Raw genomic sequence first — 14,874 nt, forward strand, 5'->3', positions numbered from 1 at the left:
GCACACTGGCTGGCATGACAACCAGCCGCGCAGAGACGCGATACAGGGAGCGGGTCGCACGGGTGGTGGCCCACATCGTGGCGCATCCGATGGCAGAGCATCGCCTGGACGAACTGGCGGCCATGGCGCACTTCTCGCCCTGGCACTTCCACCGCATCTATGCCAGCGTCACCGGCGAGAGCGTGGCCGCGACCGTGCGGCGGCTGCGGCTGGCGCAGGCGGCCCGCCTGCTGCAGGAAGGCACTCAGAGCGTCACCGACATCGCGCTCGCCACGGGCTACGACAGCCCGCAGGCTTTTTCCCGCGCCTTCAGCCAGTTCACCGGCCAGCCGCCCAGCGCCTTCCAGCAGGCGATGCAGCGCCTGGCGCGCGGCGCAAACACAGCGGCGGCACCGTCCGACGGTCCGGCAGAAGCGAAGGATGCCCCCGCGCCATCGGGCATCGTCCAGATCGTCGAGTGGCCGGCCCAGCAGGTCCTGGCGTTGCGCCACCAAGGGCCCATCGCCATGATTCCGCACACCCAGCGGCGGCTGCACCTGCTGCTGGGCGAGGCCGCCGACACCGTCTGGCTGGGCATGGTTTGCGACGACCCGGCTGGTCCGCAGGCGGGGCTGATCTACCACGCTGCCGCAGCACCGGGAATGCACGGCACGTCCTGCCACGCCGAACTGCAAGCACTCACCATTCCCGCCGGCCTCTACGCGCGCCACCGACTGGCGGGGCCCTACACCCGCATCAGCGCCGCCTTCGACGCCCTGTATGCCCGCTGGCTGCCCGCCAGCGGCTACGAGCCGGACGACCGGCCCGCGCTCGAGCATTACCTGAATTCGCCGCGCAACGCCCTTCCGGCCCAACTGCGCACCGACCTGCTCATTCCAATCCGCCCCGCCGACGACCGATGAAGCCCCTTCGCCCCGCGCTATTCGCCCTCCTCTTTGCCCTGGCCGGCGCCGGCAGCCAAGCGGCCGGCCTCGCGTTCATCAATGTGCCTGCCGATGCCGACGGACCCGCCTTGCAGGGCACGGTCTGGTCGCCGTGCGCCACACCCGCGGCGGACATCGTGCTCGACCCGCTCGTGGTGAAAGGCGTGCGCGACTGCCCGGTGGCCGGCGACCGGCTGCCGCTGGTCGTGGTGTCGCACGGCACGGGCGGCTCAGCCATGGGCCACCACGACACGGCTGCCGCACTGGCCGATGCGGGCTTCGTCGTGGCCGCCATCGCGCACCCGGGCGACAACTTCCGCGACCTGAGCCGGCAGGCGCGGCTGTCCATCTTTGCCACGCGTCCCGTGGACATGCGGCGGCTCGTCGACCACATGGTCGGGCGCTGGCCCGGGCATGCGGCGCTGGACCCGCAGCGCATCGGCATCTTCGGCTTCTCGCGCGGCGGCTACACCGCCCTGGCGCTCATCGGCGCACAGCCGGACTGGACGCTGCGGCGCGACCTGTGCCCGGCCGGATCGACGGTGCCGCTGTGCCAGGAGGCGGCCCGCGGCGACGTGCCGCCGCCGCCCTTGCCGGACGCCCGCATCCGGGCCGCCGTGGTGGTCGATCCGCTGAGCGTGTTCGCTGCCGCGGGGCTGAAGAACGTGCGCGTGCCGGTGCAGCTGTGGGCCTCGCAATTCGGCGGCGACGGTGTGACGCCCGAGAGCGTGACCGCCGTGCGCGACGGCCTGCCCACGCCGCCGCAATGGCAGGTGGCCGAGGGCGCGGCGCACTTTGCCTTTCTGGCGCCATGCTCGGCCGCGTTCACGCGCATGGCGCCCGAGATCTGCAAGGACGGCCCCGGCTTCGACCGCGCGGCCTTCCACCAGCGCTTCAACGCGGCGGTCGTGGCCTTCTTCCGCCAGCAGCTGGCCGCACCCGCGTCGCGCTGATCGTCTCGGCGGTCCAGCAACCCTTCAACCCGGCGCTCCGTCCTCCATCAGCGCCAGCAGGCGCTGCGCATGCACATGCGGTGAGCCACGGCGCCAGATGGCGTGGGCCTCGGACTGGCCCGAGGCCTCGGCCAGCGGGCGGAACACCACGCCACGCAGCCCGGCGCGCTGCATGGCCGCCGGCACCAGCCCCACGCCCAGGCCTTCGGCGACCAGCGCCAGCACGGCCAGCCAGTGGCGCACCTCGTGCCGCACCTGGGGCACAAAGCCGGCGGCCACGCACAGGTCCAGGATGCGCCCGTGGTAGTCGGGCGAGGCTTCGCGCGAGAAGAGCACCAGCGTCTGCTCGCGCAGGGCCGACAGCGCCACCTCGCGCCGGCGTGCCAGCGCATGGCCGCTGGGCAGGCAGCAGACGAAGGGCTCGCGCACCAAGAGCCGCTGCGCCAGCTCGTCGGGGATGCGGCTGGTGTGGATGAAGCCCAGGTCCAGCTGGTCGTGCTGCAGGCGCGCCGTCTGCTCGGCCGAGTTGAGTTCGGTCAGGCTGAGCTTCACGCGCGGATGCGCCGCCTGGAAGCGCCGCAGCGCCTGCGGCAGCCCGCGGTAGAGCATGGCGCCGACGAAGCCCACCCGCAGCCGGCCCGCCGAGCCCTCGGCCACGTCGCGCACCTCCTGCGCGGCCTCGGCGGCCTGGGCCAGCAGCCGGGCGGCCGAGGCCTGCAGCGCCAGCCCCGCCGGGGTCAGGCGCACGGCCTTGCTGGTGCGCTCGAACAAGCGCGCGCCCAGGCGCGCCTCCAGCTGGCGGATGGCTACGGACAGTGGGGGCTGCGAGATGGCCAGCCGCTGCGCGGCACGGCCGAAGTGCAGTTCTTCGGCCAGCACGGCGAAATAGCGCAGTTGTCGCAGGTCCATCGATAGCTCCTTCGAATGGAACATGTGTCAAACGATATTAGACCTGCATGGATCGGCTCCGAACAATGTGGGGAAAGGCTGGTCGCGGTCGCCCCGCGACGGCCCCCTCAGGAGACACGCGCCATGCCCGACACCCGCCCACCCGCGGCCGCCGCCGCCATTCCCGACCGCCACGGCCAGAACCTCTACACCGCCGATGTCGAGCTGCAGCGCCTGCTGGCGCTGTACCTGCCCGCGCCCTTGCTCGCGCACCTGCAGCCGCACCTTCACCGGCTGGGCGCCCTGGCCGGTGGCCCGCTGGACACCCTGGCCGCCACCGCCGACCAGAACCCGCCCACGCTGAGCCTGCGCAGCCGCACCGGCCAGGACGAGCAGCGCATCGTCAAGCATCCGGCCTATGTGGAGATGGAACGCCTGGCGCTGGCCGAATTCGGCCTGGGCGCCATGTCGCACCGTGAGGAGACGCTGGGCTGGCGCGGCAAGATGCCGCCCGCGGTCAAGTACGCGCTGACCTTCCTCTTCGTGCAGGCCGAGTTCGGGCTGTGCTGCCCGGTCTCGATGACCGACTCGCTCACCCGCACGCTGCGCAAGTTCGGCAGCCCCGAGCTGGTGGCGCGCTTCCTGCCGCGGCTCACCTCGCTGGACTTCGACGAACTGGCCCAAGGCGCCATGTTCATGACCGAACAGGCCGCCGGCTCCGACATCGCCGCCACCGAAACGCGCGCCTGGCAGGACGAGGCCGGCCAATGGCGCTTGTCGGGCGACAAGTGGTTCTGCTCCAACCCCGACGCCGACTTCGCCATGGTGCTGGCCCGCGCCGACGGCGCGCCCGCGGGCATGAAGGGCGTCTCGCTCTTTCTGCTGCCGCGGCGGCTGCCGGACGGCGCGCTCAACCACTACCGCATCGTGCGGCTCAAGAACAAGCTGGGCACGCGCTCCATGGCCAGCGGCGAGATCCGGCTCGACGGCGCCATCGCGCACCTGGTGGGCGAGGCCGGCCGCGGCTTCGTGCAGATGGCCGACATGGTCAACAACTCGCGCCTGTCCAACGGCGTGCGCGCCGCCGGCCTGATGCGCCGCGCGGTGGCCGAGGCCGAGTTCATCGCCCGCGAGCGCCGCGCCTTCGGCCGCACGCTGGCGCAGATGCCGCTGATGCAGCGCCAGCTCGACAAGCTGCGCGTGCCGGCCGAGCAGGCCCGCACGATGGTGTTCCAGACCGCGCGCACGCTCGAGCGCTCGGACGGCGGCGATGCGCAGGCCTACGCGTTGCTGCGCATCCTCACGCCGCTCATCAAGTTCCGCGCCTGCCGCGACGCGCGCAAGGTCACCGGCGACGCCATGGAGGTGCGCGGTGGCTGCGGCTACATCGAGGAATGGAGCGATCCGCGCCTGGTGCGCGACGCGCACCTGGGCTCGATCTGGGAAGGCACGAGCAACATCGTGGCGCTGGACGTGCTGCGCGCCATCCGCCGCGAAGGCTCGCTGCCGGTGCTGCGCGCGCATGTCGCCGGATTGCTGGCCGAGGCCGGGCACGCGCTTGCGCCCGCCTTCGTGCAGGCGCTGCGCCAGGCCATGGACCGCGCCTGCGCGCTCGCCGAGACCGCCACCCAGGACGGTGGCGACGTGCTGGCACGGCAGGCGGCCTCGGCCCTCTACCACTGCACCAGTGCCACCGCCATGGCCTGGGAGTCGGTGCGCACCGGCTCGGCAGACCGGCTGCGCTGGGCGCAGCTGGCGCTGCTGCACCGCGTGCTGCCGCGCGACCCGCTGGCTGCCGATGCACTGCCTGCCCACTGGCAGACGACGCCGGCCACGGCGCCCGCCGCGGACCTGCAGATACCCGCCTGACGTGCAACCGACACCCACAACGACACGGAGACACCCATGACCGCAACCCTTGTTCGCCGCCGCCACTTCGCGCTGGCTGCCACCGCCGCCGCCTTCCTGCCACGCGCCTTCGCGCAGGCGCCCTTTCCGTCCAAGCCCGTGATGCTCGTCGTGCCTTTTCCGCCCGGCGGCCCGACCGACGCCATGGCCCGCACGCTGGCTGCCGAGATGAGCACCCGCCTGGGCCAGCCCATGGTGGTGGAGAACCGCGCCGGCGCCGGCGGCAACATCGGCGCCGAATATGTGGCGCGGGCCGAGGCCGATGGCCACACGCTGATGTTCGGCACCTCGGGCCCGCTGGCCATCAACGTGAGCCTGTACCGGAAAATCGGCTACGACCCCACCAAGAGCTTCGCGCCCGTCATCCAAGTGGGGCACCTGCCCAACATCCTGGTGGTCAACCCCGCACTGCCCGCCAAGGACGTGAAGGAGCTGGTCGCCTATGCCAAGGCCAACCCCAACAAGCTGAGCTATGCCTCGTCGGGCAACGGCGCCTCGTCGCACCTGGCGGGCGTGCTGTTCAACAGCATGGCGGGCACCGAGATCCTGCATGTGCCCTACAAGGGCACCGGTCCGGCCCTCAACGACCTGCTGGGCGGGCAGGTGAGCATGACCTTCACCGACATCCTCACCGCCCTGCCCTACATCAAGGCCGGCAAGCTGCGCGCGCTGGGTGTGGCCACGGCCAGCCGCTCGCGGGCGCTGCCCGAGGTGCCGACCATCGCCGAGCAGGGCTACAAGGGCTACGACGTCAGCGTGTTCTTCGGCATCGTGGCGCCGGCCGGCACGCCGGCCGATCGCATCGCGCTGCTCAACCGGCAGTTCGCGGAGGTGCTGGCCTCGCCCAAGGTCAAGCAGTCCTTCGACACGCAGGGCCTGGAGCCCGCGCCCGATACCTCGCCGCAGCAACTGGCCCGCTTCATCGCCACGGAGACGGCCAAGTGGAAGGGCGTGGTCGCGCAGTCCGGCGCGCAACTCGACTGAGGCATCGCGCGCTCCTATGCATCTGCCTTCCCAAGCCGGCGCGCTGGCCGGCATCCGCGTGCTCGACCTGTCGCGCATCCTGGGCGGCCCCTACTGCGGCCAGATCCTGGGCGACCATGGCGCCGATGTGCTCAAGGTCGAGCCGCCCGGCGGCGACGACACCCGCACCTGGGGCCCGCCCTTTCGCGACGGCGTGGCCTCGTACTACCACGGCCTCAACCGCAACAAGCGCATCCAGCACCTGGACCTGACCACGGCCGAGGATCGGGAGCGGATGCTGGCCCTGGTCGCCGAGGCCGACGTGCTGATCGAGAACTTCAAGACCGGCACCATGGAGCGCTGGGGCATCGGCCAGGCCGAACTGTCTCAGCGCTTTCCACGCCTGGTGTGGTGCCGCGTCACCGGCTTCGGCAGCGACGGCCCGCTGGGCGCGCTGCCCGGCTACGACGCCGCGGTGCAGGCCATGACCGGCATCATGAGCATCAACGGCGAGGCCGACGGCGGCCCGCTGCGCGTGGGCCTGCCGGTGGTGGACATGGTGACCGGCATGAATGCCGCGCTGGGCGTGCTGATGGCCTTGCAGGAGCGCGAACGCAGCGGCCGCGGCCAGTTGGTGGAGGCGGCGCTGTACGACAGCGGCCTGGCACTGCTGCACCCGCATGCGGCCAACTGGTTCATGGACGGGCGCGCGCCCAAACGCACCGGCAATGCGCATCCCAACATCTACCCCTACGACGCGCTGCGCACGGGCACCGACCCGGTGTTCGTGGCCGTGGGCAACGACCGGCAGTTCGCCGCCTTCTGCCGCGTGATCGGGATGCCCGACCTTGCCACCCACGCCGACTACGCCACCGCCGGCGCCCGCTCGGCGAACCGCGATGCGCTCAAGGCGGCGCTGGAGGCGCAGATGGCCGCCCTGGACGGCCGTGCGTTGGTCGAGGACCTGATGGCCGCTGGCGTGCCCGCCGCCCCGGTGCTGGATGTGGAAGCCGCGCTCCGGCATCCGCACACGGCGCACCGCGGCATGGTGGTGGAGATGGAAGGCGGCTGGCGCGGGCTGGGCTCGCCCATCAAGCTGGACCGTACGCCGGCGAGCTACCGGCATGTGCCGCTGACGCCGGGCGACCGGTTCGCGCCGCGGGACTGAATCCTTCGCGCGGGCATTGGCGGCGCACGCCCGCCGCAGCTGCGTCACCCAGGCGACGACGTTCACGCTTGTCCCATCGCGGACCAGCCGTGCAGCCGCTAAGGTGCGCAGTCCCTCGCCACGGACCTGCCCCATGCCCACCACCGACTTCCTCGTCCATCCCATCGAGCTCGGCCAGACGCACCTGCGCGAGCGCGAGGACACCCCGCTCGAACCCGGCCAGGTGCGCCTGGGCATCGACCGCTTCGCGCTGACGGCCAACAACGTCACCTATGCCGCCTTCGGCGACGGGATGGGCTACTGGCGCTTCTTTCCCACCGGTGACGAGGCCTGGCGCTTCGTGCCGGTGTGGGGCTTTGCGCGGGTGCTGCAGTCCACGCATCCCGGCGTGGCGGTGGGCGAGCGGGTGTACGGCTTCTTTCCCACGGCATCCAAGGTCGTGCTGACGCCCGGACGGCTGTCGCCGGAGCGCTTCACCGACATGGCGGCGCACCGGGCCGAGCTGCCGGCGGTCTACAACCAGTACTTCCGCTGCGCCAGCGATCCGCTCTACACCGCCGACACGGAGGACATCCAGGCGCTGCTGCGGCCGCTGTTCATCACCTCGTGGCTGATCGACGACTTTCTGGGAGACAACGCCTTCTTCGGCGCGGCCGATGGCGGCCGGGCCACGGTGCTGCTCTCCAGCGCGTCGAGCAAGACGGCCTACGGCACCGCCTTCCAGCTCGCGCAGCGGCCCGACGTGCGCGTGGTCGGTCTCACCTCCGAGGGCAACCGCGCCTTCTGCGAGGGCCTGGGCTGCTACGACGAGGTGCTGGCCTACGGCGAGCTGGACCGCATCGCCGCCGACGTGCCCTGCGTCTACGTGGACTTTGCCGGCAACGGCGAGCTGCGCCGCGCCATCCACGAACGCTTCGGGCAGCTGCGCTACAGCATGGTGATCGGCAACACGCATGTGGACCAGCGCGCGCCCGAGGGCAGCGCCAAGACGTTGCCCGGGCCCCGCGCCACCTTCTTCTTCGCGCCGACACAGATCAGGAAGCGCACCGGCGAGTGGGGCGCCGAGGCCTTTGGCCAGAAGCTGGCGCAGGGCTGGCAGGCCTTCACCGGCCGCGCCACGCAGGCCGATGCACCCTGGCTGCGGGTCGAGCAGCACCGTGGCAGCGCGGCGCTGCAGGCGCTGTGGCCCACGGTGATGCACGGCCGCGGCGATCCGCATGCGGCGCATGTGGTGTCGCTCGCGCCCTGAGCATCACCGAACGAAGCGGGCCGCAGCCGGTCACACGCGGAGTTCGCGCCGCAAGGGCCTGGGCGGCGCGCCCACGCTGCCTGCTTCGCGGCTCGGCCGGCACAAGGCTGATGCAGCCGCCTCCCCCGACGCCGACAATGCCCCGATGTCTGACATCTCGGCCGCGGCCCATCCCTACGAATCCCTCACGCCCGACGCGGTGCTCGATGCGCTGGCCAGCGTCGGCCTGTATGGCGACGGCCGGCTGCTGACGCTCAACTCCTACGAGAACCGCGTCTACCAGGTGGGCCTGGAAGACCGCTCGAACGTGGTCGTCAAGTTCTACCGGCCCGGCCGCTGGAGCGATGCGCAGATCCAGGAGGAGCACGACTTCGCCACCGAGCTGGCCGCGGACGACATCCCCGTGGTCGCGCCGCTGGCGCTCGAAGGCCGCACGCTGCACCACCACGGCGGCTTCGCCTTCGCAGTGAGTCCCTCGCGCGGCGGACGCGCGCCCGAGCTGGACGACTTCGAGGTGCTGGAATGGGTGGGCCGCTTCCTGGCGCGCATCCACGCCGTGGGCCGCAAGAAGGCCTTTGCCGAGCGGCCCGCGCTGGACATGGCGAGCTTCGGCACCGCCTCGCGCGACTGGTTGCTGGCGCACGAGATGATTCCGCTGGACGTGCAGAAGGAATGGGAAGCCGCTTGCAACGAGGCGCTGGCGATGATCGGCGCCACCGCCCTGGACACGACGAAGCCGGCGGGCGAGCTGCGCTGGCTGCGCGTGCATGGCGACTGCCACCCCGGCAACATCCTCTGGACGCCCACGGACCGGCCCGGCGGCGGCCCGCACTTCGTCGACCTGGACGACGCCCGCACCGGCCTGGCCGTGCAGGACCTGTGGATGCTGCTCTCCGGGGACCGCGCACAGCGCACCGCGCAGCTGTCGGGCCTGCTCGACGGCTACGAGCAGATGCGCGAATTCGACCGCCGCGAACTGGCGCTGATCGAGCCGCTGCGCACCCTGCGCCTGCTGCACTACAGCGCCTGGCTGGCCCGCCGCTGGCAGGACCCGATCTTCCCAATCAACTTCCCCTGGTTCGGCAGCAGCGACTACTGGAAGGGCCAGATCCAGATGCTGCAGGACCAGTGCGAGGCGATGGCCGAGGACCCCCTCTATGCGTGAAGTGAAGAAGCACCCCCCATGCCGCTTCGCGGCTCCCCCCTCACTTGCGCCTTCGGCTTGGAGGGGGGCGCACCCAGCGGCCTGGCCGAGCCAGTTCCGCGGGTGCCCTGGCGTGGCCTGCTCCGCGGCCCTTCGATCTTTGCTGTCGCGCCTATGTCATCCGATGCGGGCGGCGCGCAGCGTGGTCGAGAGCTGACGTGCCGCACGCCGCGACGCCCCCCGACCTCTGCCCCTTGTGCGGCCAGCCCAATGCCTGCGGCGCCGAGGCGGCCCGCTGCAGCGGGGAGCCATGCACCGACTGCTGGTGCATGACGGTAGCCATTCCGGCTGCGCTGCGGGCCCGGGTGCCGGCAGAAGCGCAGGGGCTGGCCTGCATCTGCAGGAACTGCGTGGCTCAGGCATGCCCAGCACCAAGCTCGACGGTCAAAGCGGCAGGCACTTGAGCTGCACGCCGGGCGCCTGCAGGCGCTCCGCATACAGGCCTTCGCGCGCGGGCGACAGCAGCGCATGCAGGCCTTCCATCAGCGGCACGGTGTCGCCCGCCTTGGCCTGGCGGTAGCAGCGGCCCAGGTTCTCCAGGCTGGCCTTGAGCGCTTGGCCCTGCGCGGCATCGCTGCGCGCCAGCGCGTCGGCCTGGGCGTTGAGCCAGTCCTCCTGGGCCTTGAGGCTCTGGTCGGGCAGTTTGGCGGCTTCCTCCTTGGGGATCATGGTGGCGTACAGACGCTGCAGGCTCTGCTCGCCACCCTGGGCCATGCGCAGGCTCGCGTCGTAATGCACCTCGAAGCTGCCCTGGCGCCAGATCACCCGGCGCACCTGGTAGTCGAGCTGGCCCTCTGCCCCGCCCAGGGTCTGGATCAGTTCGCGGGCCTTGGCGTTGTCCGGGTCCTCGCCGAAGTTCTGGCGCAGGGCCTGGGCGATGGCGGCGTCGTCGGGGTAGCGGATGTCGCCGCCGGCCGCATTGCGCTCGCATCCTTGGAGCAGCACTGCACCGGCCAACACGGCGGCCAGCGCCACCGGAAGGCGTCGGGGCCTCGTTGTTCTCAAAAGCATTGGTCTGAAGGTCAATGGAACACGGCCGCAGTGTGCGGGCCGGATCGACCGGCGCACGCCAGAGAAGGCCGACGGACGGTTACGGCCATGCCGGGTTTGTGAACGCCTGTTTCCAAACTGTGTCCAGCCTGACCTCGAATTCGTTTCAGCGGCACGACTTCGGGTTTGACAACACCCTTCAGCTTCCGTTAAGGCTCGCCACCCCTTCGCCGGCCCCGAAAACTGACCACTTTGGTGCACAACCTGACCCGGCGGGAGCTGAGGACGACGCCTCCCATGCGTCTTGGCCTACGGGGTCCAGACCACGAAATTCTTCACACTCCGGCGCGGGATTTGGAAGCAAACGCAAAAAAATGTGAGCAACACAGCGACTTACATCTATGTCAAAGCGACATCCGGGACGCCGATAGATTGCGGTCCGTGGTCCCCAGCGGACCGCGCTTCAACCCATCTCTCATCGCATCCAACAGGAGTCCTTTCCATGAAGAAATTCGTTGCAGCCGGTGCCGTCGCCCTCATGGCCGGTCTGTGCGCCCCCGCCTTTGCGCAGAGCGGCGCCGTCACCATCCCGGGCGTGGGCAAGGCCAGCGGATCGACAGGTTCCGAGATCACCAACAGCCGCATCACCGTCAGCGGCAACAAGGCCCGCGACGTGCTGGCCGGCGGCGGCGAGGCCGGCGTGATGAAGGTCGGTGCCAACGTCAGCATGACCGGCATGGCGAACGTCAACTCCGTCAACATCACCGGCTCCAAGGTGCGCAACAGCGAGATCACGGTGAGCGGCAACGAGGCCGACACCATCAAGGCCATCGGCGGCACCGCCAACGTCAACTCCGTCAACATCAACTGAGCGGAGGCCCTCGCTCGGTGTGCCGGGACGGCCGCCGGGCGGGAGGGCTGATCCGCCCGCCGTCCCGGACACCGGATGGAGACCGTGCCCGTGCCCCAGGCCCCGAGAAAGAAGAACACCGCCCTCGTCCATGCCCTCGCCCTCGTGTGCGGCGGCCTGGCCGGCCTGGCGACGACCGGCGTGCAGGCGCAGGAGAGCGTGCTGCATGGCCTCGGCTGGATCACCGAGCGCCCCGGCTCCACGCTGGAAGGCGGCAGCAGCGCCCGCAACACGGGCAACCGCGCCAGCGGCGAAGTGATGGCCGGCGGCGGCAAGGCGACCGCGGGCGCCGGCATCGCCGGCTCGGCCGAACTCATCGCCACCTCGCAGGCCAACATGATCGGCCTGTCGGCGCTCGACACACGCAATACGCAGGTGTCGGTGCTGCAGAACCAGGTCAGCGGCTTTGTGCGTGCCATCGGCGGCGCGGCCTCGGCCAACAGCGTGCTGCTCTCGGGCGGCCAGGGCCGCCGGCCGCTGGCCGACAGCCGCATCCAGATCCAGAACAACCAGGCGAGCCGCATCGAGGCCCACGGCGCCAAGGCGTCGGTGGCACTCGGTGCCGGCTCGCTGCAGCTGCCCGGGCGCGCCACCGCCAACGGCCTGCTGGCCGACGAAAGCGATCTGCGCCGCCTGCGCGCCGACGTCACGGGCAACCGTGCGGAGGGCGTGGCCTCGCTCGGCGGCGCGGCCATTGCCAACGGCAGCACGCTGGCGCGCACGCCGGTGGACGACCTGCAGATCACCCAGACGGACAACCGCGCCCGCGACGTGCGCGCCGGTGGCGGCAGCGCCAGCGTGGGCTGGGGCGCGATCGCCTCGGCGCAGTTGAGCGGTGTGGCCGCGGCCAACGCGCTAACGGCCGCCAACAGCCGGCTCGAAGGTGCGCGGCTGCTGCAGCAGGGCAACCAGGCCGAATCGATCACGGCCACCGGCGGCAGCGCCCTGGCCAACAGCCTGAACCTGGCCGACTACCAGGGCGCCGCGCTGCGTCAGTACAGCGCGCAGATCGCCAACAACCGAGCGAGCCGCGTCGGTGCCGACGGCGGCAGTGGCTCGGTGCTGGGGGGCGCGCTGGCCGATGTGCAGATGGCCGCGGTGGCGCTGGCCAACAGCATCTCGGTGCAGGGCGGCAGCGTCGAGGGCAGCACCCGGCACCAGGTGAGCGGCAACGTGGCCGACGGCGTGCGCGCCAACGGCGGCGCGGCCGTGGCCAACAGCGTGTGGCTGGACAAGGCCACGACGCGCGCGACCAGCGTGGTCATCCAGGACAACAAGGCCGACAACGTCGCCACCACCGGCTTCCAGGGCAGCGCGGCCGGCGGCCTGATCGCCTCGGGCGAGCAGAACGCCATGGCGCTGGTCAACAGCCTGGGCGTGCTGGGCTCCGAGGTGGACGCGGGCCGGGTGGACATCCTCGGCAATCAGGCCTCGGGCCTGTCGTCGCGCGGCGGCAAGCTGGTGGCCAATGCCGTGAGCGTGGAAAAGGGCGAGGGCGGCGCATCGCGCCTGTCGGCCCGCACCACGGTGCAGGACAACAGTGCCCGCCAGATCGCCACCGGCGCCGCCTCGGGCGGCGTTGCGGGCGGGCTGGCCTCGACCGACCAGAACGCACGCGCGGCCGTCAACGCCGTGGTGCTGCACCAGAACGCGCGCGCCGACGGCGGCTCCACCCTGCAGGTGACGGGCAACCGCGCGTCCAACGTGAGGGCGCCGGGCGGCACGGCGCTGGTCAACGCCCTGGGCGTGTACCGGGACTCGCAGCTCTCGGGCAGCCCGGTGACGCTGGCCGACAACCAGGCCAGCGACGTGACGGCGGGCGGCGGCTCGGGCCAGGCCATGGGCGCCGGCTCGGCGAAGAACGGCATCCTGGTCGCCAACGGCCTGTACCTCGAAGGCGAGGGCGGCGCACGGCTGGCCTCGTCGCCGCTGACGGTGCGCGGCAACACGGCCCGCCAATTGCAGGCCGATGGCGGCCGGGTGAATGCCAACGCGCTGGCCGTCAACGGCCAGGGCGACGTGCAGGCCAGCCCGGTCACGCTGACCGGCAACCAGGCCAGCGACGTGCGCAGCAGCGGCGAGCAAGGCACGCTGTTCGGCAAGGCCGTCAGCGGCGGCGTGGGCCAGGCTTATGCCAACGCGGTGCAGGTGCTGGGCCAGTTGCGCGGCAGCAGCCTGGCGTTGGCCGACAACCTGGCCGGCCAGGTGCGCGGCGACCAGGCCGTGGCGCTGGCCAACAGCGTGCTGCTGGACGGGAACTCGACACTGCAAGGCAGCAGCGTCAGCCTACGGGGCAACCAGGCGCAGGGCGTGCAGGCCAAGGATGGCCATGTGGCCGCCGCCAACAGCCTGGTCAACGAAGGCCGCATCAGCGGTGCGCAGATCGGCATCGACGGCAACCGCGCGACGGTGCAGGCCGACGGGGGCGACGCCATCGCCAACACGGTGCGCAACCGCGGCAGCATGGCCGGCAGCCGCGTGACGATCAGCGGCAACCAGGGCCAGGTGGCGCGCAAGGGCACGGCCAACAGCGTGGACAACAGCGGCACGCTGGCCGGCGGACAGATCACCATCCTGGGCAACCAGGGCAGCGCGCAGGACGGCGGCACCGTCAATTCCTTCGTCAACAGCGGCCGGGCCACGGGCAATGTGCACATCGCCGGCAACACGGGCAGCGCGCGCGGCAACGGCAGCCTGGCCAACAGCGTGCGCAACACCGGCAACCTGGCCGCCAACATCACCATCCTCGGCAACCAGGGCACGGCCAGTGGCGGCGGCGTGGTCAACAGCGTGGTCAACCGCGGCAACCTGAGTGGCGCAGTGGCCATCGTGGGCAACCGCGGCACGGCGTCCAACGGCGGCACGGTCAACTCGCTGGTCAACACGGGCACCATGTCCGGCAAGGTGACCATCGCGGGCAACCAGGGGTCGGCGGGCATGGGCGGCACGGCCAACTCGGTCATCAACCGCGGCAGCATCACCGGCAGCGTGACCATCGTGGGCAACAACGCCCGCGCCGGCATGGGCACCACCACCGCCAGCGTGCGCAACTACGGCGCGCTGGCGGGCGCGGCCGGCGTGACCGGCGGCGCGCCCTGGGCCGCCAGCGTCGGCAAGACCATCACCCTGCCCTCCACCGGCGTGGTCAACCGCAGCGTGACCGTCGGCCCCGCGGTGACGGTGCTCAACATGTGATTCAACCCACTCTGGAGACCTTCTTCATCATGCACACACGCACACCACAGTGGTCCCTTGTCGCCGCCGCCGCCACCGCCCTTCTGCTGGCCGGCGCAGCGCAGGCCCAGCTCGTCAACTACAGCGAGCAACTGGGCAACTACAGGGACAACAAGGACGCGGGCGTGAAGCTGATCGACGGCGTCACGCCCGGCGTCACGGCCCGCGCCCGGGTGGCCCGGGCGCTGGAGCAGAACAAGGTGGTGGACCAGCAGGCGCTGGTGCAGCCCGACGGCACGCTCAAGCTGCCGGCCAACCAGACCAACCTGGTGATCCGCACCGACTACAGCAACGTCCAGCAAGGGGCCGACGGCCAGCTGCGCATCGCGAGCCCAACGATCCAGGGCAACGTGAGCGGCAACGTGACGCTGTTCGTCGACGGCAAGGGGGTGGAGAACATCACCGTGCTCAACAACGGCCGCTGACGCAGCACCACCGCCCCGGCCCGCGCGGGCCGTACACCGCGTACCGATAACAACAACGC

General features: G+C 71.3%; 13 protein-coding genes. 11 read left to right on the plus strand and 2 right to left on the minus strand.

Annotated features, from left to right (window positions below; genetic code table 11):
- Positions 1–14 precede the first annotated feature (14 nt).
- Together ABIC63_RS24245 and ABIC63_RS24250 are read left to right on the plus strand one after the other, a co-directional pair.
- Positions 15–902, plus strand: coding sequence for an AraC family transcriptional regulator (locus ABIC63_RS24245; protein ID WP_294377957.1), 888 nt, complete (start codon positions 15–17; stop codon positions 900–902).
- The gene (locus ABIC63_RS24250; RefSeq protein WP_294377953.1) at positions 899–1,876 is read left to right on the plus strand and encodes an alpha/beta hydrolase family protein; all 978 of its coding nucleotides are present in this window, start codon (positions 899–901) and stop codon (positions 1,874–1,876) included. Before ABIC63_RS24245 ends, ABIC63_RS24250 begins: the two co-directional genes overlap by 4 nt.
- A 24-nt stretch (positions 1,877–1,900) precedes the next feature.
- Here ABIC63_RS24250 and ABIC63_RS24255 read toward each other — a convergent pair whose 3' ends face one another.
- Positions 1,901–2,785, minus strand: a complete 885-nt coding sequence (locus tag ABIC63_RS24255) for a LysR family transcriptional regulator (RefSeq protein ID WP_294377951.1) — start codon at positions 2,783–2,785, stop codon at positions 1,901–1,903.
- A 123-nt stretch (positions 2,786–2,908) separates the two neighbouring features.
- Between ABIC63_RS24255 and ABIC63_RS24260 the strand changes: the two genes are divergently transcribed.
- The 6 genes from ABIC63_RS24260 to ABIC63_RS24285 all read left to right on the plus strand — a co-directional run bounded on the left by ABIC63_RS24260 (position 2,909) and on the right by ABIC63_RS24285 (position 9,660).
- Entirely contained in the window at positions 2,909–4,633 is a 1,725-nt protein-coding gene (locus ABIC63_RS24260) for an acyl-CoA dehydrogenase family protein (protein ID WP_294377945.1), read from the plus strand.
- 36 nt (positions 4,634–4,669) lie between these two features.
- Positions 4,670–5,656 (plus strand): Bug family tripartite tricarboxylate transporter substrate binding protein, encoded by a 987-nt coding sequence (locus ABIC63_RS24265; protein ID WP_294377942.1) that lies wholly within the window; start codon positions 4,670–4,672, stop codon positions 5,654–5,656.
- 16 nt (positions 5,657–5,672) lie between these two features.
- Positions 5,673–6,803, plus strand: coding sequence for a CaiB/BaiF CoA transferase family protein (locus ABIC63_RS24270; RefSeq protein WP_354321673.1), 1,131 nt, complete (start codon positions 5,673–5,675; stop codon positions 6,801–6,803).
- A 133-nt stretch (positions 6,804–6,936) separates the two neighbouring features.
- On the plus strand, positions 6,937–8,052 hold the full coding sequence (locus ABIC63_RS24275) for a DUF2855 family protein (protein ID WP_354321674.1): 1,116 nt from the start codon (positions 6,937–6,939) through the stop codon (positions 8,050–8,052).
- Positions 8,053–8,197: 145 nt separating this feature from the next.
- Entirely contained in the window at positions 8,198–9,217 is a 1,020-nt protein-coding gene (locus ABIC63_RS24280; protein WP_354321675.1) for a serine/threonine protein kinase, read from the plus strand.
- A gap of 197 nt (positions 9,218–9,414) precedes the next feature.
- The gene (locus tag ABIC63_RS24285; protein WP_354321676.1) at positions 9,415–9,660 is read left to right on the plus strand and encodes a cysteine-rich CWC family protein; all 246 of its coding nucleotides are present in this window, start codon (positions 9,415–9,417) and stop codon (positions 9,658–9,660) included.
- Here the strand turns inward: ABIC63_RS24285 and ABIC63_RS24290 are convergent.
- Positions 9,641–10,231 carry a hypothetical protein gene (locus tag ABIC63_RS24290; protein WP_354321677.1) on the minus strand — a complete coding sequence of 197 codons (591 nt, stop codon included), beginning with the start codon at positions 10,229–10,231 and terminating at the stop codon, positions 9,641–9,643. The genes ABIC63_RS24285 and ABIC63_RS24290 overlap by 20 nt on opposite strands.
- Positions 10,232–10,748: 517 nt before the next feature.
- Here ABIC63_RS24290 and ABIC63_RS24295 point away from each other — a divergent pair.
- The 3 genes from ABIC63_RS24295 (at position 10,749) to ABIC63_RS24305 (ending at position 14,815) form a co-directional block, all read left to right on the plus strand.
- Entirely contained in the window at positions 10,749–11,117 is a 369-nt protein-coding gene (locus tag ABIC63_RS24295) for a hypothetical protein (protein ID WP_017757875.1), read from the plus strand.
- Positions 11,118–11,192: 75 nt separating this feature from the next.
- Entirely contained in the window at positions 11,193–14,351 is a 3,159-nt protein-coding gene (locus ABIC63_RS24300) for a beta strand repeat-containing protein (RefSeq protein ID WP_354321678.1), read from the plus strand.
- Positions 14,348–14,815: a hypothetical protein gene (locus ABIC63_RS24305; protein WP_354321679.1), complete on the plus strand. Its 468-nt coding sequence runs from the start codon at positions 14,348–14,350 to the stop codon at positions 14,813–14,815. The genes ABIC63_RS24300 and ABIC63_RS24305 overlap by 4 nt, the downstream gene beginning before the upstream one ends.
- Positions 14,816–14,874: the final 59 nt, after the last annotated feature.

Origin of the sequence: Pseudacidovorax sp. 1753, assembly GCF_040544975.1 — a bacterium.
GTDB lineage: Bacteria > Pseudomonadota > Gammaproteobacteria > Burkholderiales > Burkholderiaceae_C > Xenophilus.